This window comes from Mesorhizobium sp. XAP4 (assembly GCF_029269325.1).
GTDB lineage: Bacteria > Pseudomonadota > Alphaproteobacteria > Rhizobiales > Rhizobiaceae > Mesorhizobium > Mesorhizobium ciceri.
Map to the genome: position 1 here is coordinate 118321 of NZ_JARIXW010000008.1, position 23546 is coordinate 141866.

The 23546-nt window shown below is 63.4% G+C and carries 23 protein-coding genes; 17 read left to right on the top strand and 6 right to left on the bottom strand.

The window, feature by feature from the left end; translation table 11 throughout:
- Positions 1-144: 144 nt before the first annotated feature.
- From P3C39_RS29080 to P3C39_RS29105, 6 genes are all read right to left on the bottom strand, one after another.
- Positions 145-981: an SDR family oxidoreductase gene (locus P3C39_RS29080; protein WP_275954820.1), complete on the bottom strand. Its 837-nt coding sequence runs from the start codon at positions 979-981 to the stop codon at positions 145-147.
- A 327-nt stretch (positions 982-1308) separates the two neighbouring features.
- Positions 1309-2808 carry a tripartite tricarboxylate transporter permease gene (locus P3C39_RS29085; RefSeq protein ID WP_275954819.1) on the bottom strand — a complete coding sequence of 500 codons (1500 nt, stop codon included), beginning with the start codon at positions 2806-2808 and terminating at the stop codon, positions 1309-1311.
- A gap of 26 nt (positions 2809-2834) precedes the next feature.
- Positions 2835-3353 carry a tripartite tricarboxylate transporter TctB family protein gene (locus P3C39_RS29090; protein ID WP_081714390.1) on the bottom strand — a complete coding sequence of 173 codons (519 nt, stop codon included), beginning with the start codon at positions 3351-3353 and terminating at the stop codon, positions 2835-2837.
- 180 nt (positions 3354-3533) lie between these two features.
- Positions 3534-4502, bottom strand: coding sequence for a tripartite tricarboxylate transporter substrate binding protein (locus P3C39_RS29095; RefSeq protein ID WP_164752848.1), 969 nt, complete (start codon positions 4500-4502; stop codon positions 3534-3536).
- A gap of 403 nt (positions 4503-4905) precedes the next feature.
- On the bottom strand, positions 4906-5844 hold the full coding sequence (gene trxB, locus P3C39_RS29100; protein ID WP_275954818.1) for a thioredoxin-disulfide reductase: 939 nt from the start codon (positions 5842-5844) through the stop codon (positions 4906-4908).
- A gap of 157 nt (positions 5845-6001) precedes the next feature.
- On the bottom strand, positions 6002-6769 hold the full coding sequence (locus tag P3C39_RS29105) for a glutaredoxin domain-containing protein (protein WP_275954817.1): 768 nt from the start codon (positions 6767-6769) through the stop codon (positions 6002-6004).
- A 483-nt stretch (positions 6770-7252) separates the two neighbouring features.
- On the opposite strand from P3C39_RS29105, the gene P3C39_RS29110 reads away from it, so the two are divergent.
- The 17 genes from P3C39_RS29110 to P3C39_RS29190 all read left to right on the top strand — a co-directional run bounded on the left by P3C39_RS29110 (position 7253) and on the right by P3C39_RS29190 (position 23542).
- Positions 7253-7999 carry an SDR family oxidoreductase gene (locus P3C39_RS29110; RefSeq protein WP_024504883.1) on the top strand — a complete coding sequence of 249 codons (747 nt, stop codon included), beginning with the start codon at positions 7253-7255 and terminating at the stop codon, positions 7997-7999.
- A gap of 471 nt (positions 8000-8470) precedes the next feature.
- Positions 8471-9868: a 3-isopropylmalate dehydratase large subunit gene (gene leuC / locus P3C39_RS29115; protein ID WP_245265389.1), complete on the top strand. Its 1398-nt coding sequence runs from the start codon at positions 8471-8473 to the stop codon at positions 9866-9868.
- Positions 9869-9870: 2 nt separating this feature from the next.
- On the top strand, positions 9871-10485 hold the full coding sequence (gene leuD, locus P3C39_RS29120) for a 3-isopropylmalate dehydratase small subunit (protein WP_024504881.1): 615 nt from the start codon (positions 9871-9873) through the stop codon (positions 10483-10485).
- A 150-nt stretch (positions 10486-10635) separates the two neighbouring features.
- Complete coding sequence (locus tag P3C39_RS29125; protein ID WP_024504880.1) at positions 10636-11478, top strand: fumarylacetoacetate hydrolase family protein; 843 nt, start codon at positions 10636-10638, stop codon at positions 11476-11478.
- A 421-nt stretch (positions 11479-11899) separates the two neighbouring features.
- The gene (locus P3C39_RS29130) at positions 11900-12793 is read left to right on the top strand and encodes a LysR family transcriptional regulator (RefSeq protein ID WP_024504879.1); all 894 of its coding nucleotides are present in this window, start codon (positions 11900-11902) and stop codon (positions 12791-12793) included.
- A 213-nt stretch (positions 12794-13006) separates the two neighbouring features.
- Entirely contained in the window at positions 13007-14110 is a 1104-nt protein-coding gene (locus P3C39_RS29135; RefSeq protein WP_275954815.1) for an isocitrate/isopropylmalate dehydrogenase family protein, read from the top strand.
- A gap of 24 nt (positions 14111-14134) precedes the next feature.
- Positions 14135-14884 (top strand): SDR family oxidoreductase, encoded by a 750-nt coding sequence (locus tag P3C39_RS29140; protein WP_032899540.1) that lies wholly within the window; start codon positions 14135-14137, stop codon positions 14882-14884.
- A gap of 18 nt (positions 14885-14902) precedes the next feature.
- A complete protein-coding gene (locus tag P3C39_RS29145; protein ID WP_275954813.1) occupies positions 14903-15670 on the top strand; it encodes a hydratase in 768 nt (255 codons plus the stop codon).
- Between the two features lie 50 nt (positions 15671-15720).
- Positions 15721-16776 carry an amidohydrolase family protein gene (locus P3C39_RS29150; protein WP_024504875.1) on the top strand — a complete coding sequence of 352 codons (1056 nt, stop codon included), beginning with the start codon at positions 15721-15723 and terminating at the stop codon, positions 16774-16776.
- Positions 16777-16950: 174 nt separating this feature from the next.
- On the top strand, positions 16951-17622 hold the full coding sequence (locus P3C39_RS29155) for an amino acid ABC transporter permease (RefSeq protein WP_024504874.1): 672 nt from the start codon (positions 16951-16953) through the stop codon (positions 17620-17622).
- A 10-nt stretch (positions 17623-17632) separates the two neighbouring features.
- The gene (locus P3C39_RS29160) at positions 17633-18289 is read left to right on the top strand and encodes an amino acid ABC transporter permease (protein ID WP_275954812.1); all 657 of its coding nucleotides are present in this window, start codon (positions 17633-17635) and stop codon (positions 18287-18289) included.
- 63 nt (positions 18290-18352) lie between these two features.
- Positions 18353-19156, top strand: coding sequence for a transporter substrate-binding domain-containing protein (locus P3C39_RS29165; RefSeq protein ID WP_275954811.1), 804 nt, complete (start codon positions 18353-18355; stop codon positions 19154-19156).
- A gap of 79 nt (positions 19157-19235) precedes the next feature.
- A complete protein-coding gene (locus P3C39_RS29170) occupies positions 19236-19952 on the top strand; it encodes an amino acid ABC transporter ATP-binding protein (RefSeq protein ID WP_032899517.1) in 717 nt (238 codons plus the stop codon).
- Between the two features lie 145 nt (positions 19953-20097).
- Complete coding sequence (locus P3C39_RS29175; protein WP_275954810.1) at positions 20098-20610, top strand: alcohol dehydrogenase catalytic domain-containing protein; 513 nt, start codon at positions 20098-20100, stop codon at positions 20608-20610.
- Between the two features lie 66 nt (positions 20611-20676).
- Positions 20677-20880 carry a hypothetical protein gene (locus tag P3C39_RS32945; RefSeq protein WP_346016458.1) on the top strand — a complete coding sequence of 68 codons (204 nt, stop codon included), beginning with the start codon at positions 20677-20679 and terminating at the stop codon, positions 20878-20880.
- A 280-nt stretch (positions 20881-21160) separates the two neighbouring features.
- Positions 21161-21874: an HAD-IA family hydrolase gene (locus tag P3C39_RS29185; RefSeq protein ID WP_024504868.1), complete on the top strand. Its 714-nt coding sequence runs from the start codon at positions 21161-21163 to the stop codon at positions 21872-21874.
- A gap of 426 nt (positions 21875-22300) precedes the next feature.
- Positions 22301-23542, top strand: coding sequence for a sugar ABC transporter substrate-binding protein (locus tag P3C39_RS29190; protein WP_024504867.1), 1242 nt, complete (start codon positions 22301-22303; stop codon positions 23540-23542).
- Positions 23543-23546 lie beyond the last annotated feature (4 nt).

Sequence of the window (23546 nt, forward strand, 5' to 3'; positions counted from 1 at the left end):
CGGTTTTCAGAACTTCATCAAGCCGGTCAACGACCCGGCCTCCCTCGAGGAGAGCTGTCTTGCCGGAAAGAGGCAAATCCCTTGTCTGGCTGGTTGTTCCCCTCCCGCCACGCTGTACATGGGAGGTTAGTCCATGGAGGACATTCACCCCTTCTTCGGCGCCAACGCTGCGAGCGGAGTGGCTAGCTCCGGCCAGGCCGCGGTCCGGTGGGTCTGAAGCTGCGGGTCGCTGATCGTATTGTCCCAATCGACCGCGAGGAAGCGTTTGCCGGTTATTTTGTCGCCCTCGCTGGTCAAGAGCGCCAGAATCATCGGAGCCATCATCTCGGGGCGGATAAGCGTCTCGCGATCAAGGCCATCCCTATCGGGAACCATGGCCGTGTCTACCGGCCCGCCCGGCAACACGACGTTGACGGTGATGCCTGATTCATCGAGTTCGCGCGACAGCATCATCGACCATGCTTCGAGAGCCGCCTTTGACGGTCCGTAGGGGGAAAAGCCCGGCCGCATCATGGTCAAGTAGCTCGTGCTGACGTTAATGATGCGGCCCCATTTCTGCGGACGCAGGCGCGGAACGACCTGGCGCGACATGTTGAACGTGCCGCAGACATTGGTCAGCATGAATTTTTTCCACAGTTCTTCGCTGACGTCTTCGATCTGCAAGGGGAGAGTCTCGTAATGTGGGTGCACGGCGTTCATGCCGAGCGCGGCATTGTTGATGAGGACATGCAATCCACCGAAATGCTCTGCAGCAGCATCCACGCCCCGTTTGCAATTCACCGGATCAGTGATGTCGACCTGCAAGGCAAGGAACTTGTCTTTCCCAACGCGCTGCTCAACCCGGCTCACACCATCCAGATTGATATCCATGCCAGCAACACGCACCCCTTCCTTGACAAGCGCTTCAGCAATGGCAAGGCCGATACCTGCACCGGCCCCCGTTATGATCGCAACCTTCCCCTTGAAATCCGAATACGGCATAAATCCTCCCAATTGCGTGGCTTAGTCCGTCGATCGGGAACGTTCCGATGACAACGGGCCAACTAGTCGCCCAGGAGGCGACGCAGTTCTGATAATGATACGACGGCGTTAGCCCCAGTCGCGATTGGGAAGTGATGCATCGTCTCGGACGATGCCACCAGCGCTCATCCTTGGCCACGGCGTCACTTGCCAATCGCGTCGGTCGACCGTCCGCAATTCGGATAGCTCCCATGCAACTCCGTCAAGACCTGCGCGACACCATTTTTGGAAGGACTCAATCGCTGGCTGAGATGCCTGAGGCGCCGGGTTTTTCCCTCCTACCCGAAGTCACTCCTGAAACGCTTCCTCGCGCTTCGAGCGTATGCTGGGCAACAGCACCAGGACCAACAGTATCGCGGCCAGAACGATCAGCATGAGGCTGCCGGGCCGGGTGAGGAACACGGTCGGGTCGCCACGGGAAAGCACCATTGCCCGCCGCAGGTTCTCCTCCAGCATCGGTCCCAGCACGAAGCCGAGCAGCAGCGGCGCTGGTTCGAAGTCGAGCTTGATCAGGATGTAGCCGACGAGGCCGAACAGGGCCATTGTGTAGATGCTGAACGAGGCGTTGTAGACGCTGTAAGCGCCGATGCAGCAAATCGCAACGATCGCCGGAGCGAGGTAGTGGTACGGCACCATCAGCATCCGCACCCATATGCCAATCAGAGGCAGGTTAAGCAGGACCAGCATCAGATTGCCGACCCACATCGAGGCGATCAGACCCCAGAACAGGGCCGGCTGCTCAGTGGCGACATTCGGGCCAGGTGTAATGCCCTGGATAACCAACGCGCCGATCATCATCGCCATTACCGGATTGGAGGGGATGCCGAGCGTCAGCATCGGGATGAATGAGGTCTGCGCGCCGGCATTGTTGGCGCTTTCTGGCGCCGCGACCCCTTGAATAGCGCCCTTGCCGAACTGCGACCGGTTTTTCGAGACACGGCTCTCGACCGCATAGGCCGCGAACGATGCCAGGACTGCGCCACCGCCGGGCAAGATCCCAAGCACGGTGCCGATGCCAGTCCCTCGCAAGACCGGGGCTATGACGCTCTTGAGCTCCGCAGCCGTCAACATGAGTTTGCTCACCTTGCGAACAATTACGTTGCGCTTCTGCTCATGCTCGATGTTGAAGATGATCTCGTTGATACCGAATACGCCCATGCTGAGCGCGACGAAATCGAGCCCGTCGGCCAAGCTCGGTATGCCGAACGTGTATCGCAGCGTGCCGCTCTCGACATCGGTCCCGACCAGGCCAAGCAGCAGGCCCAGCACGATCATCGCGAACGCCTTGAGCAGCGAACCTGACGCAAGCGTAACTGATGCAACGAGGCCGAGCACCATCAGGGAGAAATACTCTGCCGGGCCGAACTTCAGCGCAAAGCCGGCCAGCACCGGAGCGAACAGCGCCAGGATGAGCGTTGCGACCGTTCCGGCGAAGAACGAACCCAGTGCCGCCACCGCCAACGCCTGACCCGCCCTGCCCTGCTTGGCCATCTCGTAGCCGTCAATCGCGGTCACGATCGAGCCGGCTTCGCCCGGCAGGTTGATCAGGATGGCGGTGGTGGAGCTTCCGTATTGCGCACCGTAGTAGATGCCGGCCAGCATTATCATCGCCGTGTCGGGCGACAGGCTGAAGGTCAGCGGCAGAAGCATGGCAATTGTTGCCACCGGCCCGAGACCCGGCAAGACCCCGACAGCTGTGCCTAGCAGGCAGCCGACGAAGCAGTACAGCAGGTTCCACGGGTTCAGTGCCGTCTGGAAACCAAGTTCAAGATTGGAAAAGAAGTCCATGAAAAATGTTCTTCAGCTGGTGATTTTCACGGGCTGGGGGAAGCCGAAGGCCACCAGTAACCGAAAGATAGCCATTGCCCGATGATCGGGATGGGCAATCCGAGCGCATAGACGAAAAGGAAGGCGCAGACGAGAGACAGCACGAGGGCTAGCGTGATGGAGGGGATCCACTTCGTGTAGCTGCTGGCCATGGTCGTCGCCAGAATGCAGAGCGCCAGCGAGATGAACAGGCCGAGCCCTTTGAGGGTTAGGGCGAAGACCATGATCGAGCCCAGGACGAGGACAAGCGCACGCCAAGGGATCGTCAGCGCCTCGCCTGCCCCGCTTTTTGAACGCAATGCGTTAACGATGATGGCAAGCCCCAGAACGACCATCAGCAGGCTCAGAACGATCGGAAAGTAGCCCGGCCCCATTCGCGAAGCGCTGCCGACCGTCAACCCGCGACCGAAGTAAAGGAACGCTGCACCGGTGGCGAGCACCAGCGTCCCACTGATCACGTCTCTCGGCTTTTCAAGTTGAGATGGCATCGTGAGGACCCGGTGCATAAATCATAGGCCGAAGCAGCAGGAGCCATGGCAGGTCAGAACCTGCCTGGTTCGGGGTGCTTGATGCCGCTTGGCGATATGGGGCTAATGGCGGATTTCGCATCGAAACTCCATTCCGCGAGCAACGTTCATGCCAGACTTAGGGCGGCCCAAAACGAATGAGCCGCCCGCGACGAACCGTCAATCGGTAATCCGGATGTTCTGCTTTTCGGCGATGGTCTTGAACGTGTCGAGTTGCTTGACCACGAAATCCTTGAACTCAGCGCCGGCAAGCGGCGAAGTATACAGGCCAGAGTCAGCCAGACGCTTTGCCACTTCCGGCTTGACCAAGGCGTCGGCGACGGCCTTGCTCAGCTTGTCGGTGACTTCCTTAGGCATGTTCGCGGGACCCATGAGGGCGAACCAGCCCGTGACGGTGGCGTCGCCGAGGCCGGCTTCGGCCAAAGTCGGCACATCCGGCACTACCGGTACGCGCTCGGGAGAGGTCACGGCCAGCAGCTTGATGGTGCCAGTGTTGAGATGGGCGGAGATGTCCTTCACCGTGCCGAACATGCCGTCGATCTGGCCTCCGACGAGGTCGGTCACAGCACCGGCAGCACCTTTGTAGGCGACGTGGGTGATGTCGATGCCTGCCGCCAGGGCCATACGCACACCCTCAATGTGCAGCGAACCGCCAACACCCGAAGAGCCGTAGTTGAACTTGCCGGGATTGGCCTTCGCGTATTCGACGAAATCTTTCATGGCGTTGAGCGGCAGCTTCGTGCTGACAGCGAACACCAGTGGAAACTCGACGACCCGGGAAATGAAGGTCAGGTCGTCCGGGATCTTGTAGGCCACGTCCGGCTTGACGGCCGGCAGTATCGCAATCGCGTCGTTGTTGCCAAACAGAAGCGTATAGCCATCTGGATCCGCGCGCTTGACGGCATCAACGGCGATCGCCGAAGAGGCGCCGGGGCGGTTATTGACGATCACCGGCTGTCCGAGGCTGGTCGACAGTGACTCGGCGAGGACGCGGGCGGCGAAGTCGGTTGCGCCACCGGGGAGGTAGCCGACGATTACTTCGATCGGCTTGTTCGGATAGTCATCAGCCGCCTTGGCGCAGTTGGCGCCAGCGAGCGACAGCAGTACCAGCGACAGCGCTGTCAGCATGGCATGGGCTGATTTTTTGTAGGATCCAATCATTCTTCTCTCCCTTTTTCTTGCTTCTTCGAGGCTTCCATCCCGCAGCGAGACTTTGCTAGCGTCACGTCCCAAAGGAGCCGTAGACAGCGCACCCGAATTCCTGCCGCCAACTAAAAGCCCATCACCGTTCCTCTTGGCCTCCCGCGGCACTTCGCGACGGCATGGCCGACGGCGCAGTACGGCGACCTTATAAAAAGAAACGGCGCAAAAAGGTGAGTCGTAGATTCTTATGCCGGCATCGCACACTGCGAGGATAAGGCTTCTGCTCGGAGCCAGGTGCCGCGGTATGCTTTACCGATAGACGGCGGAGCGGAGAGAATATGGCAAAGCATGGTAGAGCGAGCCAGGCCCGGTTGCGCAGCCGCAAGCATTACGAATGAGGGTGAGCGAGGAACCGTTCCGCTTCGATGGCGGCCATGCAGCCGAGGCCGGCAGCGGTTACCGCCTGCCGATAGACATCGTCGCTTACATCGCCTGCCGCAAAGACGCCCGGAACGCTGGTGCGCGTCGATCCAGGCTCAACCCAGATGTAGCCACCGGGCTTCTGTCGGAGCTGGTCGCCAAAGACCCGGACGGACGGGCTGTGGCCGATCGCGACGAACAGCCCGTCGGCAGGCAGGTTCTGCACAGCAACCGTTCTGGCATGCCTGAGGCGAATGCCTTCGACGGAGAGCGCCGGTTCTTCGTTGCCCAGAACTTCATCCACTACATGCTCCCAGACGACCTCGATTTTCGTGTCGTTGAACAGTCGTTGCTGCAGGATTTTCTCCGCTCGCAAACTGGCACCACGGTGCACGAGCGTGACCTTAGACGCATATTTGCTGAGGAATAGCGCTTCCTCGGCCGCGGTGTTGCCCCCGCCAACCACCACGACGTGCTTGCGGATGAAGAATATGCCGTCGCATGTAGCGCAAGCGGAGACACCGAAGCCGCGGAAACGCTCTTCCGAAGGCAGGCCAAGCCACCTGGCCTGGGCGCCGGTCGCGATGATGAGCGCCTCGGTCTCGTAGCGCTTGCCGGACGACGTGATTACCCTGAACGGCCGCTCGCTGAGATCGGCGGTTTCGACATGGTCAGTGACGATAGTCGCCCCGCAGTGTTCCGCCTGTTTCTGCATCTGCTCCATGAGCCATGGGCCCTGGACGATGTCGGGGAATCCCGGATAGTTCTCGACATCCGTGGTTACCGTCAGCTGTCCACCAGGTTGCGGCCCACAGATCAGCACGGGATTGCACAGCGCGCGTGCCGCATAGATGGCGGCGGTGTAGCCCGCCGGCCCCGACCCGATAATGATGACCCGTGTGCTCATTCGTTCGCCCAGGATTGCTGGTGGGTTTGCCCGGCTCGACGGTATTGCCCGCCCGCCTCGGTTATCCGCTGCCTCGCGCCCGCTCCGAAAAGCAGCGGTCCGACGTAGCCATCAGCTGGCATGGCGGGAGAGGCCGTCGTTGGCAACCGCGGCGGCGCTATTCCCAGAGGGCGACCGGCATCGGCAGACCGTCATAGAGTTTCGCGTCGACAGTCTTGGAGAGAGGAATATCAAAGCCTTCGAGTACCGCCTGCAACTGGCGCGTATGCTGCGCCGAGTGCCAGGTCTGGCGCTCAAGTACCTCCCAGCCCGAACGCACGCCATAATAAGTCCGGACGGTCCATAGGCAGGCGCGGTCCTGCAAGCCATCCCACCAGCCCGTCAGGGTCGCGATCGATGCGTCGGCAAAAGCAAGGATGTCGGCATTGTTCTTCATGTCATCAGGCGCGGGAAGATTGACGTAGTGCGCCCAATCCTCGAATTCTCCCGCGACGTTGCGGACGAACACGTCAGGTATCTGGAAGATGTGATAGGCAAGGCCAAGGACCGTTCGCTCCATGCGGTTCGGAATGGGATGGTGGCCGAGCTTGTCCACCGGAATCTCCACGATCAGTGATCTCGCTACCGCGAGAAATTCCTGCCAGCGCCGATGGAGCTCTTCAGGCGGCAGTCGCTCGACGCCGTCTCGCTTCCTGCCGACGAACTCGGCGACCTGGTCGAGCGACTGGGCAAAGGTGAACTTCTCGCCGCGCGATACTACAGGCAAAGACTTCGCGCCGAGCTTGGCGAGGTCGGCTGCGCCTTGCTCGTTCTCGAGCAGGTTCACGGATTCGAACGGCACGCCGAGACTGGTCAGGAACTCCTTCGTCTTGACGCAGGCCGAGCATCCAGGCACCCAGAAAACCCTGATCGGATCAGTGTACATGTATAAATCTCCTGCTCTTGAACCGAGAATCTTGAAATCCTTCGACTTGCGTGCGGCGCGGCGGACCACGCGATCCCAGTCGGGATCAGCCGGCAAACTGTAGCGTCCCCGGATTGTCTAAAGCGTCGTGGGCAGCAACTGAAGACGCCATTCGGGAAGGGGGGCATCGTGATCGGCGATGTGCCGGGCCGCGGCATCGTCGGGCACGATGCTTTCCTTCCCGTTTGCGACTTTCGATCATGGAAGCCTGCTTTTAAGAGAGGCCGAGACTGGCGCCACGTCCGCGTCGGCGCTCTCGTCTGAACCATGAAGGGGCAAAGAGAGCATTCAATGCCGAGCAGCCGGTCAAACGCTATCAGAGCGGGGCATGCTCCATTTGGCCCGGGGGTGTGCCGGCGAAGATGAGCTGGGCTCCTACCACCCGCCGTTCCCGTAGGTTCTCACCACCAGACGGATGCGGGCGCCAACATTGAGGGATTGTGAATGCGACTTGCGGGTAAGACTGCGCTGATTACCGGCGGAACGAGCGGCATCGGGCTTGCTGCGGCGCGGACATTCGTCCGCGAAGGCGCGCGTGTGGCGCTCTGCGCACGCGACGGCAAGAAAGCCCAGGCGCTGGCAGCCGAGCTGGGTCCGGGCAGTGTCGGCGTCCATATGGACGTCTCCGACCTGGACTCCATCGCGGCTGGTGCGGTGCTTGCCTCGGAAGCGCTCGGAGGCATCGACATCGTCTTCGCCAATGCCGGCATCACCGTGTTCAAGCCGTTCGCCGACTGGACCGGCGAGGATTTCGATAAGCTTTTTGCTGTCAACACCAAGGGCCAGTTCTTCACGGTCCAAAAGGCAGCACCCTTCATGCGCGATTGCGGCGTGGTGATCCTGACGGGGTCGATCGCCGCCAAGACCGGTCAGCCCAATATGGCACTGTACGCGGCTTCGAAGGCTCCGGCCTTGGCCCTAGCCAAGGCGATTTCGGCAGACCTCTTGTCGCGCCGCATCCGTGTCTTCTGCCTGTCGCCAGGACCAACCAAGACCGCCGTGTTCACAAGCGAAGGACCGTTCGCCAACGGCGCCGAAAAGGCGCTGGCGACCGTTCAGGCACGCGTGCCGATCGGCCGCGCCGCCGATCCATCCGAGCAGGCGGAAGTGGCGCTTTTCCTCGCCTCCGACGCCTCGTCCTTCATGCTGGGCACCGAGATCGTCGTTGACGGGGGCAAGAGCCAGCTTTGAGATGACCGCTCGGCGGGCCTGTCCCTTGAAAGAGATGCGGCATCGTTAGGAGCCAGCTAACTGCACTGGCTTCCAAGCCCCAGGGGCCCCCCGTGTTGCTTGAAGAGAAGTAGTTTGGACGGTCTGTTCGGATCGACGCCCGTTGCAGGGAGTCGGGTTGGATGCGCCCGTGGACGAGCGTCGGGAGGGGAAGCTGTCCACCCGACACGCCTTGGCCAGAATCGATGGTGAGCCGATCAACTCGGTGCGACAATCGCCAGTCATCGCGCGTTGCGATGACACCCTTCCCAACAAAGACTCCTTGGGGCGGACGTCACTACGTTAGAAAATGGCCCCGAACGTATCGGCGGGCGCCATGCTACTCACCGGCTGCGGCTGAGCATCACCGCCTTTGGTTGCTTGCTTCGTTTGATCTGCTTCCTATGGGAGAAAAATATGATGAGCTTAGGCCGGCCTCGCGCGGCTCTCACCATGCTGGACAAGATCTGGTCGCAGCACAGCATCCTCGACCGCGCGGACGGTGAGACGCTGCTCTATGTCGACCGGCATCTCATCCACGACGGTTATCAGCCAGCATTCGAGTTCCTGCGGGCGCGCGGCTTGCGCCCGAGAGCTCCTCATCAAATTTTCGGCACGCCCGACCACTACGTGCCGACTGACGTGCGTCAGGTTGCGCGCATTCCCAGCGCCGAGCGCCGCGGCATGGTCGAGTCGCTGATGGAGAACGCCAAGGAGCTCGGCTTCACCGTGTTTGAACTTGCCGACAGCCGGCAGGGCATCGTGCATGTCATCGGCCCCGAGCAGGGCATCAGCCAGCCGGGCATGACCATCGTTTGCGCCGACAGTCATACCTCGACGCACGGCGCGCTGGGCGCTCTGGCGTTCGGCGTCGGCATGACGCAGGCAACGCAGGTGTTGGCCACCCAAACGCTATGGCAGCGCAAACCGAAATCCATGCGGATTTCCGTCGAGGGCGAACTGGGCTTCGGCGTAAGCGCCAAGGACGTCATTCTCGCCATTATCCGTAAGATCGGCGCCGCTGGCGCGGTCGGCTATGTCATCGAATATGCCGGCTCCGCCATCCGTGATCTGACCATGGAAGGCCGCTTGACTGTCTGCAATATGTCGATCGAGGCCGGCGCGCGCGCCGGCATGATCGCGCCAGACCAGGTGACGTTCGACTATGTGAGGGGCCGGCCCTATTCGCCCTCGGGAGAAGCCTGGGACAAGGCGGTCGAGCGCTGGTCGCAGCTCGGCTCGGATCCCGACGCCGTGTTCGACAGGGAAGTCACACTCGACGCGGCCGAGATCGCGCCGATGGTAACCTGGGGCACGAGCCTTGAGGACGTCGCTCCAATCGACGCGCTAGTGCCAGACCCGGATCGCGCCAACACCGCCGAGCGCCGCGAAGCCATGTCGAAGGCGCTTACATATATGGGACTCGAACCCGGCACGTTGCTGGCTGAAATCCCGGTCGACCGGGTATTCATCGGCTCGTGCACCAATGGCCGGATCGAGGACTTGAGATCCGCCGCGGCGGTCGTCAAAGGCCGGACGGTCCATCCGAGAGTCGAAGCTTGGATCGTGCCTGGGTCTGGCCTGGTCAAGGCTCAGGCGGAGGCTGAGGGGCTGGACAGCATCTTCCTCCACGCCGGTTTCGAGTGGCGCGAGGCGGGCTGTTCGCTTTGCCTGGGAACCAATGGCGAGACCGTGGCTTCCGGCAAGCGCTGCGCCTCGACCTCAAATCGTAATTTCGTCGGCCGACAGGGCCGCGGCGCACGTACCCACTTGATGAGCCCGACCATGGCGGCCGCAGCCGCTATCACCGGCCACCTCACCGACGTTCGCCAGTTTCAGCGAGGAGAATGACCATGGAACCGTTCAAGTCGGTCACGGCGACAGCCGTTCCCTTTCCTGGCGTCAATGTCGATACCGACCAGATCCTGCCGGCGCGCTTCCTTTCGAAACCCCGCGCCGAGGGCTTTGCCCAATATCTCTTCCACGATCTGCGCTTCGACGACGGCGGCAAGGAGCGGGAAAATTTTGTACTCAACACGCCACCCTATCGCCACGGCGAGATCTTGGTTGGCGAAGATAACTTCGGTTGCGGCTCGTCGCGCGAAAATGCCGTCTGGGCGGTTGCGGACTATGGTTTCCGGGTTGTCGTCGCGCCAAGCTTTGGCGACATCTTCTTCTCCAACAGCTTGAAGAACGGTCTGCTGCCAGTGGTACTGAAACGCGACGCAATCAGCAGCATCATGATCCAGCTCAAGGAACAACAGGGGGCGACCATTGAGGTCGATCTCGCCGCACAGACTCTGACCGCCCCGAACGGAGCGGTCCATTCCTTCGAGATAGATGAGTTCTCCAAGCACTGCTTGCTAAACGGCATCGACGAACTCGACTACACGCTGTCACAGAAGGACCAAATCGATGCCTTCGAGAAGCGCCACGCGGCCGAGCAGGGCTGGACCGTTCCGGACTGATAAGCGCGAATGCCTTCATCGCCCAAATGGCAGGTTTGGCGTAGCAAGGAACTTGTTGTCTATCGGCCGCGACCTTCCGGCTTTTGCGGCCGCCACGACTGCCGACTACGTCTTTAGAACGAGAAGTCATGTCGAGGAGTGACCCCTAAAATGAAGTTGTTGCATTATGGCCCGTTGGGCCAGGAAAAGCCCGGAATGCTCGATAAGGACGGCCGCATCCGCGACCTATCTGGCAAGGTGGCCAACTTTGCCGGTAGTACGTTGCTTCCGGAAAGTCTTGACGCACTACGCGCCATCGACCCGATGACCTTGCCCTTGATCGAAGGCAACCCGCGCCTCGGTGCCTGCGTTGCCGGCACCGGCAAGTTCATCTGCATCGGCCTGAATTATTCCGACCACGCCGCAGAGACAGGCGCGACGGTGCCGCCGGAGCCGATCATCTTCATGAAGGCCACGTCGGCCATTGTCGGCCCCAACGATCCGGTCGAAATCCCGCGTGGATCACTCAAGACCGACTGGGAAGTCGAGCTCGGCGTCGTCATCGGCAAGACCGCAAAATACGTGTCGGAGGCCGAGGCGATGGACTATGTCGCGGGCTATTGCGTCATCAATGACGTTTCCGAGCGCGCCTTCCAGGCTGAACGTCAGGGCCAGTGGACCAAGGGCAAGTCCTGCGATACGTTCGGACCGACCGGCCCGTGGCTGGTGACGGCCGACGAGATCGACGACCCGCAGAACCTCAAGATGCATCTCGAGGTCAACGGGCGCAAATTCCAGGACGGCTCGACCAAAACGATGATTTACGGCGTCCGCTATCTGGTGTCCTACCTGTCGCAGTTCATGAGCCTGCTGCCGGGAGACATCATCTCCACCGGCACCCCTCCTGGCGTCGGCCTAGGCCAGAAACCGAACATCTTCCTCAAGGCAGGCGACGTCGTTACGCTCGGCATCGAGGGCCTCGGCATGCAGCGTCAGGAGTTCTACCAAGGCTGACAGGGGCACACGCCCTGCACAGCGGCAACGGTTCGGGAAACTCGGCTACGACAACGTCGCGGTGCGCGCGGGCGACGCACCATGGGCTGGCCGGACGCCGCGCCCTTCGACGCCATCCTGGTGGCGGCTGCCGCGCCCCCCCGCCGCCCGCCCTGCGCGAACAGCTCGACATCGGTGGCCGGCTCTTGATCCCGTCGGCGAAGACCCTACAGCCAGCGTCTCGTCAGGACCGCACGAAGGGCAGCCGCGACCTACAGGGAGGAGGATTTCGGCGGCGGCCGGTTCCTCCCGCTCATCGGCGAACAAGGCGGGCCCGAAGAGGACTGACGCGCGGCGCCAACCGTTCCCAATCCGGCCGCGCTTGACGCTGCCGGATTGTCGCTTAAGGACTAGCGGTTCCACCCAACAAAGGCAGAACGGCATGTTCCATCCCGATTTCACGACGCTCAGAATCTTCCTTGCCGTCTACAATCTGGGCAACATCAGCAAGGCGGCGGCGCGCGAGAACATCGCGTCGTCGGCGATCAGCAAGCGCCTCCACTCGCTTGAATCGGAACTCGGGGCGCCGCTGTTCTATCGGCATTCGCGCGGCGTCGAGGCGACGCCCGCCGGCGAGATGCTCGCCAAGCACGCGGCGACCCTGTTCAGCCAGATCAACCGGATGACCTCGGAGATGAGCACCTTCGCCTCCGGCGTCGCCGGCCAGGTGCGCATTCACGCGCACACCTCGGCCATCGTTCAATACATGCCGAGCCAGATCGCCAGCTTCACCAAGGCCTATCCCTCGGTGAAGATCATCCTGGTCGAGGATTCGAGCCTCGGCGTCCTGCAGGCGACGATCGAGGGCCTGACGGACATCGGTATCCTGGCGGGCAACATGGCCTTCCCGGATGCGCTGGATGTCTTCGACTACAGGCACGACAAGCTGGTGGTTCTGGTTCCGGCCGGCCACCCGCTCAGCACGTCGGGCGGGGTGCGCTTTGCCGACACGCTCGGCTTCGACCATGTCGGGCTCGCCGTCACCAGTTCGCTCGGCACCCTGCTCGCGGGTGCGGCCGACGCGCTCAGCATGACGCTGAAGACGTGCATCGAGGTGAAGACCTTCGAATCGGCCGTGCGTATGGTCGAGGCCGGGCTCGGCATCACTATCCTGCCGGACGGCGTGCTGGCCGACAAAGTTGGCAACGACCGGGTCTGCGCCATTCCGCTGCTCGACGAATGGTCGACGCGTCCGCACGTCATCTGCGTCCGCAACGACCGACAGCTGACGACCGCGGCGCTGTTCATGCTCGATCACCTGCGGTCCGTCCCATAGCGGTGATCGCCAGCCGCCGCCGATCGTCGCTGTTTGATAAGGGGGGCCTGCCGAACCGATACTGTCGCGTCGGCGGCAGCCATCATAACGTCGCGCCGTGTTCACCAGCATCGGGTCCAGGATCGCAAACCGGTCTTCGGCAAGCGCGATGCATCCATTCAAAGCGTGGGCGTCCATCCCCGTCGGGGAGATACGGCGCTCCGGGAGAATTTCATGAGAGAGAACTCTTTTCGGCTCGCGATCATGCCGGGCGACGGCATCGGCGTCGAGGTTATGGAGGCGGCGACGGCGGTGCTGGAGGCGATCGAGAAGCGTCACGACATCGGCTTCAAGATGGAGCGCGTCAATGGCGGCGCCCGCCATTATCAGGAGACCGGCGTCGCCATGACCGAAGAGGGATTCGAGGCGGCCGAACGGGCCGACGCCATCCTGTTCGGCGCCATGGGTTCGCCGGACATCCGCCATCCCGACGGCACCGAGCCAGCCCCCCAGCTCGACATGCGCTTTCGCATGAAGCTCTACGCGGGCCTGCGCCCGATCCGGGCCATTCCCGGCGTGCCGCTGGCTCTGGCTTCGCCGCGCGCTTCCGAGATCGATTTCGCGCTGGTGCGAGAATCGACCGAGGGGCTGTTTGCCTCGCGCGGCAAGGGCATCGTGACCGACGACAAGGTCGCCACCGACACGATGCGGATCACGCGCGACGTCACCGAGCGGGTGTCGCACTTCTCCTTCAAGCTCGCCGAGCGACGCGCCCGGCGGCGCAAGCGCAAGGGCATGGTGACGCTCATCGACAAGTCAAACGTGTTCCGGTCGTTCGCCTTCATGCGCAAGATCTTCTTCGAGGTCGCCTCGCAGCATCCCGACGTCACGGCGGCCCAGCATTCGATCGACGCCACCGCGCTCGACCTCATCCGCCGGCCGTGGGATTTCGACGTGATGGTCACCGAGAACATGTTCGGCGACATCCTGTCGGACCTGGGGGCCGGGCTCGTCGGCGGAATGGGCTTCGCGCCGTCGGCCGATATCGGCGACGACCACGCTTTGTTCCAGCCCTGCCATGGCACCGCGCCCGACATTGCCGGCCAGGGCATCGCCAATCCGGTCGCGATGATCCTGTCGACCGCCATGATGCTCGACTGGCTCGGCGCCCGCCATAGCAGCGAGGCCTGCCTGGAAGCAGCCGACGAGATCGAGACCGCCGTTGACGCGGCGTTTGGCGCCGGCTCGGTTCGTCCCTATGACATTGGCGGCAGCGACGGCACGGGCGCGATCGCCCGGGCGATCATCGAGCGGCTGGCACCGCGCGCCAGGGTCTGAAACGCCAGCTTCAGGGTGGAATTCATGGCACTATCTCTTCCCGAAGCGCTCGACCTCAGCGGCCAGCGCATTGTCGTCACCGGCGCGGCGAGCGGGATCGGCCGGGCGACGGCAAGCGCTCTCGCCAGCCTCGGCGCCGACCTGCTGCTCGCCGATGTCTCGAGCCTCGACGCGACCTGTGCCGATCTCATCGCCCACAACGTCGTTCCCGAAACGGTCCAGGGCGACCTCCTGACGCCCGGCGCCATAGCCCGGCTCTTCGCCTCCGGGCCGGTCCGCGCGGTCGTCCATTGCGCGGGCATCGTTCCGACGCAGATTCCCTGGGACCAGGACCCAAACTGGGAAGCCCGCTTCGCCCGGACCATGGCGGTCAACGTCCGGCTGCCGATCGAACTCGGTCACGCCGGCATCGCCCACATGGCCGGGAACGGCGGCGGCCGGTTGATCCTCATCGGCTCGCTGGCCGGCTGGCACGGCGGCACGCTGACGACGACGCCGCCCGATTACGTCACCTCCAAGGGCGGGTTGCACGCGCTGGTCCGCCTGCTTGCCCGCAAGGCTGCGCCGGGCGGCGTTCTGGTCAACGGCGTCGCCCCCGGACCGGTCGTGACGCCGTTCAGCGCCAACATCGACTTTCCGCGCGAAAACTTTCCGCTCGGACGCATGGCCACCGCCGAGGAGATCGCCTGGCCGATCGCCTTCCTATGCACGAAGGGGGCGAGCAATTTCTGCGGCGAGATCGTCAACGTCAATGGCGGCGTCTTCTTCGCCTGATGACGGGCCGTTGACAACATGAGCGACAGCTTCGATCCCGACCGCGCGGCAGAGGGACTGGCGAGCGCATGGCGCGCCGGTGCGCAGCCGGCCGGATTGCGCGCCGACGTACGGCCGCGCAGCCTCGCCGAAGGCTACGATGTCCAGGACCGGCTGATCGCGCTCCTCGGCCATGCGGTCGTCGGCTGGAAGATCGGCCTCGCCGGGCGCAACTTCTATCGCGGCGCCGGTCTCTCCCGCCCGATCTTCGGGCGCATCCTGGCGCCGCGCCGCCACGTCAGTGGCGAAGACGTCATCGTGCCCCGCGATGCCAGCGTCACTATCGAACTGGAGATCGCGCTCGTGCTGGCGTGTGACGCCGGACCCGTCGTCACCCCAGACCTGATCGAATCCGCGCATATCGGCTTCGAAATCGTCTCCTCGCGCCTTCCCGACCGCCAGCGCATCGGCGTACCGGCCACGATCGCCGACAATTGCGTGTCGCATGCGGTGGTCCTGGGCCAAACCGTCGATCTTGACGCGATCGGCGACATCGCCGCACATGCCGGCGTCACGGTCGACGGCCATTTGCGCGCCCGCGGCCTGCGCGGCGACGATCTGCCCGATACGCTCGCGGTGCTCGGCCACCTGATCGCGCATCTGCGCGAACGGGGACAGGTCCGGAGGTGTAGCGGCGTGGTCTTCACCGGCACGCTGACGCAACCGTTCGACGTCGCGGCGCCGTGCGAACTCGCCGTCACCGGCACGGGATCGGCATTGCGTTGCCGGCTTGTGCCCGCTCCGTGAGGCCGCCGGCTTCACGGTCCACGGACAAAAAATGAGACAGGGGAATACCGATGCGTTCGTCCAGACTGCCCACCCGATACGGCCGTATTTTCCCGCCGGACGAAGCCTGGCTGGCGACGGCAGAGCCGGAGGTCATTCTCGACCCCGAATTGGAGATCATCGACACCCATCATCATCTCTGGGACCTTCGCACCACCAGCGGCCACCGCTACATGCTCGACGAGTTCCTCGCCGATGCCAACAGTGGCCACACGGTCGTCGCCACCGTTCACATGAACGCTTACGAATGGGATCGCGCCTTCGGCCCGAAGGAGATGCAGCCCGTCGGTGAGACCGAGGTCGCCGCCGGCATCGCCGCCATGTGCGACAATGGCATCTACGGGCCGATCCGTGTTGCGGCCGGCATCGTCGGCTTCGCCGACCTGATGCTCGGCGACGGCGTCGCGCCGGTCCTGGAGGCGCATGTACGGGCCGGCGGCGGTCGTTTCCGAGGCATCCGCCACTCAGGCGGGTGGGACGCCGACCCGATCATCGGCAACAGCTTTCCGGGCATCGCGCCCGGGCTTTACGGGCAGCCGCATTTCCGCGCCGGATTTGCCCGGCTCGTCGCCATGGGCCTATCCTTCGACGCCTGGCTCTACCATCCCCAGCTCGCCGACGTCACCGACCTCGCGCGCGCCTTTCCGGAGGCCAGCATCGTCATGGGCCATTGCGGCTGCCCGCTCGGCTACGGCCCCTATGCCGGCCGCAAGGACGAGGTCTTCGCCGCCTGGAAGGCGTCGATGGCCGAACTCGCCACCTGCCCGAACGTCTCGATCAAGCTCGGCGGCATGATGATGCGGCTTGCCGCCTACGACTACAACACCCGGCCCGCGCCGCCGACCTCGGCCGAACTCGCCTCCATGTGGGGTCCCTACATCGAGACCTGCATCGAACTCTTCGGAGCCGACCGCGCCATGTTCGAGAGCAACTTCCCGGTCGACCGGATGGGCATCGGCTATGCCGCCCTTTGGAACGCCTTCAAGCGCATCGTTTCCGGCGCATCCGACGGCGTGAAACGCGGGCTGTTTGCCGGCACCGCGAGGCGCGTCTACCGGCTGGATTGAACCGCCGCGCGGGCGGCGCCAGCCAACACATTTGGCGAGGTGGGGGGAACCGAACCGATAATATCTCTGCATCGCGCCGCCGGCTTAAGCTTCCCCGATAAGGAGGCGCGCGCGGTCGGCGGATCGGAGCGTGGCGGGCAGGCATTTCTGGAGCAGCCGGAAGTTAGGGAGGTCATGCAGTATCAGCTCCTATTCGCGCCCGTGTTCGCGAACATGGACCATCTTCTAACGGGCGCGTGGATCACCATCCAGCTCTCGTTCGTTGCCATGATTCTCGGCCTGATCGTCGGCGTCGTGCTGGCCTTTGCCAAGACCGGCGGGCCGCCCCCGCTGCGCTGGCTGATCGACGCCTATATCGAGCTCGTCCGTAACACACCCTTCCTGGCGCAGATCTACTTCATTTATTTCGCGCTCCCGGAATTCGGCATCCGCATGACGCCGAACACCGCCGCCATCGTGGCGCTGGTGGTCAATGTCGGCGCCTTCGCCACCGAAATCATCCGGGCCGGCATCGAATCCATCGCCAAGGGCCAGGTCGAGGCCGGCGTCGCGCTCGGGCTCAACCGCCTGCAGATCTTCCGCTACATCATCCTGAAGCAGGCGGTGCGTACCATCTACCCGGCGCTGACCAGCCAGTTCGTCTACCTGATGCTGTCGACCAGCGTCGTCTCGGTGATCTCGGCGACGGACCTGGCCGCCGCCGGCAACGACATCCAGCAGCGAACCTTCACCGCCTTCGAGGTCTATCTTGTCATCACCGGCATGTACCTCGTCATGTCGCTCGGCTTCTCCGGCCTGTTCCGCCTGATCCAGCGCCTCGCCTTTAACTATCCCTTAAGCCGGTAGGAGCGAGGTCATGATCCGCCCCTTCGGCATACAGGAATTCTGGTTCATCATTCTGGCTGTCCGGTGGACCATCGCGCTTTCGGCCGCCGCCTTTGCCGGCGGCGCCGTCGGCGGACTCGTGGTGGCGCTGGCGCGGGTGTCGAAATACCGGCTGCTCTGCCTGCCGGCGCTCGGCTTCATTCGCCTGTTCCAGGGCACGCCGCTCTTGATGCAGCTTTTCCTCACCTATTTCGGCCTGCAGATCATCGGCTTCGGCGTCAGCCCCTGGGTGGCGGCCGCACTGGCGCTTACCGTGCACGCCGCCGCCTTTCTCGGCGAGATCTGGCGCGGCTGCATCCAGGCGGTGCCGGAAGGCCAGAGCGAGGCGAGCTGGGCGCTTGGCCTGTCCTATTTCGATCGGATGAAATCGGTGATCCTGCCGCAGGCCGCGCGCATCGCCTTGGCGCCGACCGTCGGCTTCCTCGTCCAGCTGATCAAGGGCACGTCGCTCGCCTCGATCATCGGCTTCGTCGAGCTGATGCGCGCCGCGCAGATCATGAACAACGCGACCTACTCGCCGCTCAAGGTCTACGGGCTGGTGACCATCATCTACTTCTGCCTGTGCTGGCCGCTTTCGGTCTACGCCCGGCGCATGGAAGGGCATTACGCCGCTCTGGCGACACGCTGACGTCTCGAATTGTCCGGACCCTCGATGTCGGGGATCCATTTTTTGAAAGGGAGGATACACCTGATGACACTCTGGAAAAATGCTCTGACGTTCGTCGCGAGCGTCGCGGTCGCGGCGGCCGTCACCGTGATGCCGGCTTCAGCCCTGACCTTGAAGGAAATCAAGGACAAAGGCACGATCACCGTCGGCTCGCTGGTCGATTACCCACCCTTCGGCCTGCTCGATTCCAACGGCCAGGCCGTCGGCTACGATCCCGATCTCGCCAAGGAGTTCGCCGACAGCATCGGCGTCAAGCTGACCATCCTGCCGGTGACCTCGGCCAACCGCATCCAGTACCTGCTGTCGGGCCAGGCCGACGTGCTGATTGCCACGCTCGGCATCACCGAGGAACGCCTCAAGGTTGTCAACTTCTCGGTGCCCTATGCCGGTCTCGAGCAGTTCGTCTATGGCGACAAGGATATCGCCATCACCGACAAGGCGGGCCTCGCGGGCCAGACGATCGGCGTCACCCGCGGCACCACGCAGGACACCGCCGTGACGGCAATCGCCGCGGCCGACACCAACGTCCAGCGCTACGACGACGACGCCTCCTCCGCGCAGGCACTGATCTCCGGCCAGGTGCCGCTGCTCGGCGTTGCCGACATCGCGATCGGCCAGATCGAAAAGACGGCGCCGGACCGCTTCACCAAGAAGTTCCTGCTGCGCCAGCAGGCGCAGGGTATCGTCGTGCGCAAGGACTCGCCCGAGCTGCTTGCCGCCGTCAACGACTTCCTGAACGGGAAGAAGAAGGACGGAAGCCTGGGCAAGCTGCACGAGCAATGGATGAAGGCGCCGTTGCCGGACTTCATCGAAAACGCCGAGAAGTAGGTTCAGGCACGGCCGGCCGCAGGGAGATGTCCACGTGAGTTCAGAACAGGTGAAAGCAACCGTCTCGCTCGCGGTGAGCATGGAAAACGTCGAGAAATACTACGGCGCTTTCCATGCGCTGAAGGCCGTCAACCTGACGGTCCGCACAGGCGAGCGAATCGTCCTTTGCGGCCCGTCCGGCTCGGGCAAGTCGACGCTCATCCGCTGCATCAACCAGCTCGAGCAGGTCCGCAGCGGCAGGATCGTGGTCGACGGCATCGAACTCACCGCGGGGCCGAAGAACGTCGAGGCGGTGCGCCGCAACGTCGGCATGGTGTTCCAGCAGTTCAACCTGTTCCCGCACATGACGGTGCTCGAAAACTGCACGCTAGCGCCCATGAAGGTTTCCGGCATCGCCAAGGCGAAGGCGGAGGAGACCGCGCGCAAATACCTCGCCCGCGTGCGCATTCCCGAACAGGCCCACAAATATCCCGCCCAGCTTTCGGGCGGCCAGCAGCAGCGCGTGGCGATCGCGCGCGCGCTCTGCATGAATCCCAGGATCATGCTGTTCGACGAGCCGACCTCCTCGCTCGACCCGGAGATGGTCAAGGAAGTCCTCGACACCATGATCGAACTGGCCAACGAAGGCATGACCATGCTCTGCGTCACCCACGAGATGGGCTTCGCCCGCCAGGTCGCCGACCGCGTCATCTTCATGGACCAGGGCGAGATCGTCGAGATGGGCGAGCCGGGCACCTTCTTCGACAATCCGAGGGAAGCCCGCAGCAAGGCGTTCCTCAGCCAGATCAGCCATTGAACATGGCGTGCGCCCTGTACTGAAGCGGCGACGGCAGATGCTGCCGGATACGAGGATTTGAACATCATGCGCGCCGTGGTTCTGCATGCCGAGAGAAGACCTGCGCGTCGAGGAAAGGGCCAGGCCCGAACCTGGCCCCTAACAGGTGCTGGTGCGGATCGCCAATGGCGGCATCTGCGGCTCCGACCTGCATTGTTACAACCATGGCGGCTTCGGGCCGGTCCGAGTGCGCGAGCCGATGATCCTCGATCACGAGATTTCCGGGCATGTCGCGGCGCTCGGCGCCGGTGTCGTGGGCGTGCAGTTGGGCGCGATGGTCGCCGTCAGTCCGTCGTCGCCCTGCGGCCCTTGCGGCTTCTGCCCCAGCGGCCAGCCGATCCACTGTTCCGACATGTGCTTCCTCGGCAGCGCGATGCGCACGCCGCTCGTGCAGGGCGGGTTTGCCGACTACATCGTCTGCGACGCCGCCAACGCCGTCGCCATGGCTGCCGGCGTCGACGCCGCGATCGGCCTCCTCCTCCTGCTTTCGGCGCGACTGGCGCGCGCGAAGTGGTGGTCACCGACATCCTCGACAAGCCGCTCGCCCTCGCCCCTTCGCTCGGCGCCGACCATACGGTCAACGTCGGGCGGTCGGGCCGGATGCGCTGGCCGGCTATGAGTCCAACAAGGGCTATTCGACGTCGTCTTCGAGGTCGCCGGCCAGTCGCTGACCATCGCCCGGGCACTGCGCGCGACACAGCCGCGCAGCACCATCGTGCTCGTCGGCCAGGGCGCCGTCCCCGAACTGCCGATTTCGACCATCGTCGGCAAGGAACTGGTGCTGCGCGGCAGCTTCCGCTTCGCAGGCGCGTTTTCTCGCCGCCAAGCTCATTGGTTCGGGCCGGATCGACGTGGCGCCGCTGCTCAGCGCGACCATGCCGGTCACTGATGCCAATGACGCCTTCCTGCTGGCAGGCGACAAGAGCCGGGCGATCAAGGTACAGATCGCCTTCGCCTGAACGCAGTCGTCGCGCGGCGATCGCCTTCCGCCGCGCGACGCAGGCTGCCGCCACGTTCCGCGAGGTGGGGGGTGCCCAACGGATACTTTCCTTCGCCGGGCTCTCCGTTAGTTTCGATGGGAGGAAGACCCTCGATACGATGCGCCTCATAGCACGCACCGCGAAACCCGCCGGTGCTCCCCTTTTTCCAAATTCGAAGAGAAGACCGCCATGTCCAGCAAGAAACCCGTAGCCATCGTCTTCGACACATTCGGATCCGTGGTGGACTGGCGCGGCAGCCTGGTCGCCGAAATGAAGGAACTCGGTGGCAAGCGCGGCGTCAACGGCGACTGGGCCGCCGTCGCCGACGCATGGCGCCACGGCTATCACCGGATGCTCGATGAAGTAACCACGGGCACGCGGGACTACGGCCTCCTCGACGACCTGCATCGCGAACTGCTCGACGAGGCCATGCGCGATGTTGGCGTCACCGGCTTCAGAGAGGACGACCTGCGCGACATCAACCTCGGCTGGCATCGCGTCAAGGCCTGGCCGGATGCCGTGGCGGGCCTGACGCGGCTGAAGACCAAATACATCGTCGGCTCGCTTTCGAACGGCAACGTGCGCCTGCTGGTCGACATGGCCAAGGGCGCGAACCTGCCGTGGGACGTGGTCTTCGGCTCCGACATGTTCTCACGCTTCAAGCCGCATCCCGACACCTACCTGGGCAGCGCCCGGCTGCTCAATCTCGAACCGGGCGAGGTCATGCTGGCGTCGGCGCACAATGGCGACCTCGCCAACGCGCGCAAGTACGGTTTGATGACCGGCTTCTTCCTGCGTCCCACCGAATTCGGCCCCAACCAGGCGATCGACCTTGCCGCCGAGGCGGATTGGGATGTCATCGCCGACGACATCGAGGACATGGCCACCAAGCTCGACACCTGACGGTGGCGGTCGCGCCATTGGCGCCGGCATTCTCCTTCTCGGTCGTCCTAGGCTCGCCCGCTTCCTACCTCATCCTGAGCTTGTCGAAGAACACTGTCCCGATTGCGAAGGCAGGGCGTGGTGACGACAAAGCGCGGCCATCCCTCCACCCGAATATCACCGTTTCCTCGCCGTTCGCGATGCCGACATGGTGAACAACGATTTGAGCCCTCTTGCCGGGGCGGCTAGGACTTCGGTTGGGGATTTGCCTTAGGACAGTGCTTCCAGCCAATATTTGTTCGGCTGCATGCTTCTATAATTCATCACCCCTATCACCGAATAGCTTCAGCAAACGAATTGGAGGTCTTCTTTCGCAGCAGGGAGGCAATGCCGGTACCCCAGGTACCGCATTCGCGAATGGCAGGAAGAGTTTGGAGGAGGAATTCAATGAAGAAATATATAGCGGCAGCTTTATTCTCGCTGTCCCTGGCATTTGCCGCGACGGCCCAGGAAGCCGCGCGACCGGACTTCATACCCGAGGCCGACTGGGGCAAGATCAAGGGTCTGATAGATCCGAGCCGTGTCCAGTGGCAGCCTTACAAGGGGATCGCCGTCAAGCAGGACGGGTCGCCCTACAAGGTGCTCTATTTGCCGGTGTGGATGGGCGACGACTACCAGGTCATCGCGCAGCATCTCCTGCAGACCCAGCTCGAGGAAGCCGGCGCGACCTTCACCACGAGCTCGGCCGAATTCGACGTGCCGACGCAGACGCGCCTGATGGAAGACGCCATCGCCACGCACGCCTACGACGCGATCGTGCTGCATCCCATCGACCCGACCTCCATGGCCACCACCATCGACAAGGCCATCGCATCCGGGATCGACGTCTACAACTGGGTGCTTCCGGCCAACACCGACAAGCTCACCGGCTTTGCCGGCTATGATGCCGACACGATGGAAGGCAACGGCCAGATCGGCGTGAAATTCTCCGAACTCGCCAAAACGGCGGGCGCTACCGCCGAGAAGCCTTATCGCGTGCTGGAGATCTGGGGCGCACGCGCCCTGCCGATCTGCCAGGCCCGTCACCACGGCGTCGGTCTGGGGCTGGCGGGAGATCCCGCCGTCGAGATCGTGGAATCGGTCGACACGTCCGGCCAGCCGGAGTCGGTGATCAAGGCTATCCAGGATGCCTTTGCCCGCTATCCCGACATCAAGGCCATCTATCCCCAGTTCGGCGATGCCGGCGCCATCACAGAGGGCCTGCGCTCCGTCGACCGTCTGGCGCCCGCCGGCGATCCGAACCACGTCGTCGTCATCCTCCAGGATATCGACAAGGCGATGCTGGCACCTTTGCGCGACGGCACCTTCGACTTCACGGTGTCGAACAACCCGTGGCACCAGATCGATGTCGTCGTGAAGCAGTTCCTCTGGCACACCGTGCTCAAGCAGCCGTTGGGCGACGGCGATGCCAATTCCGGAACGGTCAAGCTGCCGCGCCGGGTATTGCTGCCGATGCCGCTCCTGACGGGTGCGACGATCGACACGGATGCAGCGCATATGTGGGGCGGAACCGTCGCCTTCACCGACATGCCGCTCGGGAAGTGGAACTACTGGCCAGTCCTCGACACCAAGGAGATCGGCCTCCCCGTCCCGACGCTCGCCGACCGCAAGAGCCTCCTCGGCTATTGAGGCG

What these genes read in the sequence shown, in the direction of transcription:
- P3C39_RS29080 (WP_275954820.1), bottom strand. Translation starts at nt 981, where the DNA reads ATGCCGTATTCGGATTTCAAGGGGAAGGTTGCGATCATAACGGGGGCC.
- P3C39_RS29085 (WP_275954819.1), bottom strand. Translation starts at nt 2,808, where the DNA reads ATGGACTTCTTTTCCAATCTTGAACTTGGTTTCCAGACGGCACTGAAC.
- P3C39_RS29090 (WP_081714390.1), bottom strand. Translation starts at nt 3,353, where the DNA reads ATGCACCGGGTCCTCACGATGCCATCTCAACTTGAAAAGCCGAGAGAC.
- P3C39_RS29095 (WP_164752848.1), bottom strand. Translation starts at nt 4,502, where the DNA reads ATGCTGACAGCGCTGTCGCTGGTACTGCTGTCGCTCGCTGGCGCCAAC.
- trxB (WP_275954818.1), bottom strand. Translation starts at nt 5,844, where the DNA reads ATGAGCACACGGGTCATCATTATCGGGTCGGGGCCGGCGGGCTACACC.
- P3C39_RS29105 (WP_275954817.1), bottom strand. Translation starts at nt 6,769, where the DNA reads ATGTACACTGATCCGATCAGGGTTTTCTGGGTGCCTGGATGCTCGGCC.
- P3C39_RS29110 (WP_024504883.1), top strand. Translation starts at nt 7,253, where the DNA reads ATGCGACTTGCGGGTAAGACTGCGCTGATTACCGGCGGAACGAGCGGC.
- leuC (WP_245265389.1), top strand. Translation starts at nt 8,471, where the DNA reads ATGCTGGACAAGATCTGGTCGCAGCACAGCATCCTCGACCGCGCGGAC.
- leuD (WP_024504881.1), top strand. Translation starts at nt 9,871, where the DNA reads ATGGAACCGTTCAAGTCGGTCACGGCGACAGCCGTTCCCTTTCCTGGC.
- P3C39_RS29125 (WP_024504880.1), top strand. Translation starts at nt 10,636, where the DNA reads ATGAAGTTGTTGCATTATGGCCCGTTGGGCCAGGAAAAGCCCGGAATG.
- P3C39_RS29130 (WP_024504879.1), top strand. Translation starts at nt 11,900, where the DNA reads ATGTTCCATCCCGATTTCACGACGCTCAGAATCTTCCTTGCCGTCTAC.
- P3C39_RS29135 (WP_275954815.1), top strand. Translation starts at nt 13,007, where the DNA reads ATGAGAGAGAACTCTTTTCGGCTCGCGATCATGCCGGGCGACGGCATC.
- P3C39_RS29140 (WP_032899540.1), top strand. Translation starts at nt 14,135, where the DNA reads ATGGCACTATCTCTTCCCGAAGCGCTCGACCTCAGCGGCCAGCGCATT.
- P3C39_RS29145 (WP_275954813.1), top strand. Translation starts at nt 14,903, where the DNA reads ATGAGCGACAGCTTCGATCCCGACCGCGCGGCAGAGGGACTGGCGAGC.
- P3C39_RS29150 (WP_024504875.1), top strand. Translation starts at nt 15,721, where the DNA reads ATGCGTTCGTCCAGACTGCCCACCCGATACGGCCGTATTTTCCCGCCG.
- P3C39_RS29155 (WP_024504874.1), top strand. Translation starts at nt 16,951, where the DNA reads ATGCAGTATCAGCTCCTATTCGCGCCCGTGTTCGCGAACATGGACCAT.
- P3C39_RS29160 (WP_275954812.1), top strand. Translation starts at nt 17,633, where the DNA reads ATGATCCGCCCCTTCGGCATACAGGAATTCTGGTTCATCATTCTGGCT.
- P3C39_RS29165 (WP_275954811.1), top strand. Translation starts at nt 18,353, where the DNA reads ATGACACTCTGGAAAAATGCTCTGACGTTCGTCGCGAGCGTCGCGGTC.
- P3C39_RS29170 (WP_032899517.1), top strand. Translation starts at nt 19,236, where the DNA reads ATGGAAAACGTCGAGAAATACTACGGCGCTTTCCATGCGCTGAAGGCC.
- P3C39_RS29185 (WP_024504868.1), top strand. Translation starts at nt 21,161, where the DNA reads ATGTCCAGCAAGAAACCCGTAGCCATCGTCTTCGACACATTCGGATCC.
- P3C39_RS29190 (WP_024504867.1), top strand. Translation starts at nt 22,301, where the DNA reads ATGAAGAAATATATAGCGGCAGCTTTATTCTCGCTGTCCCTGGCATTT.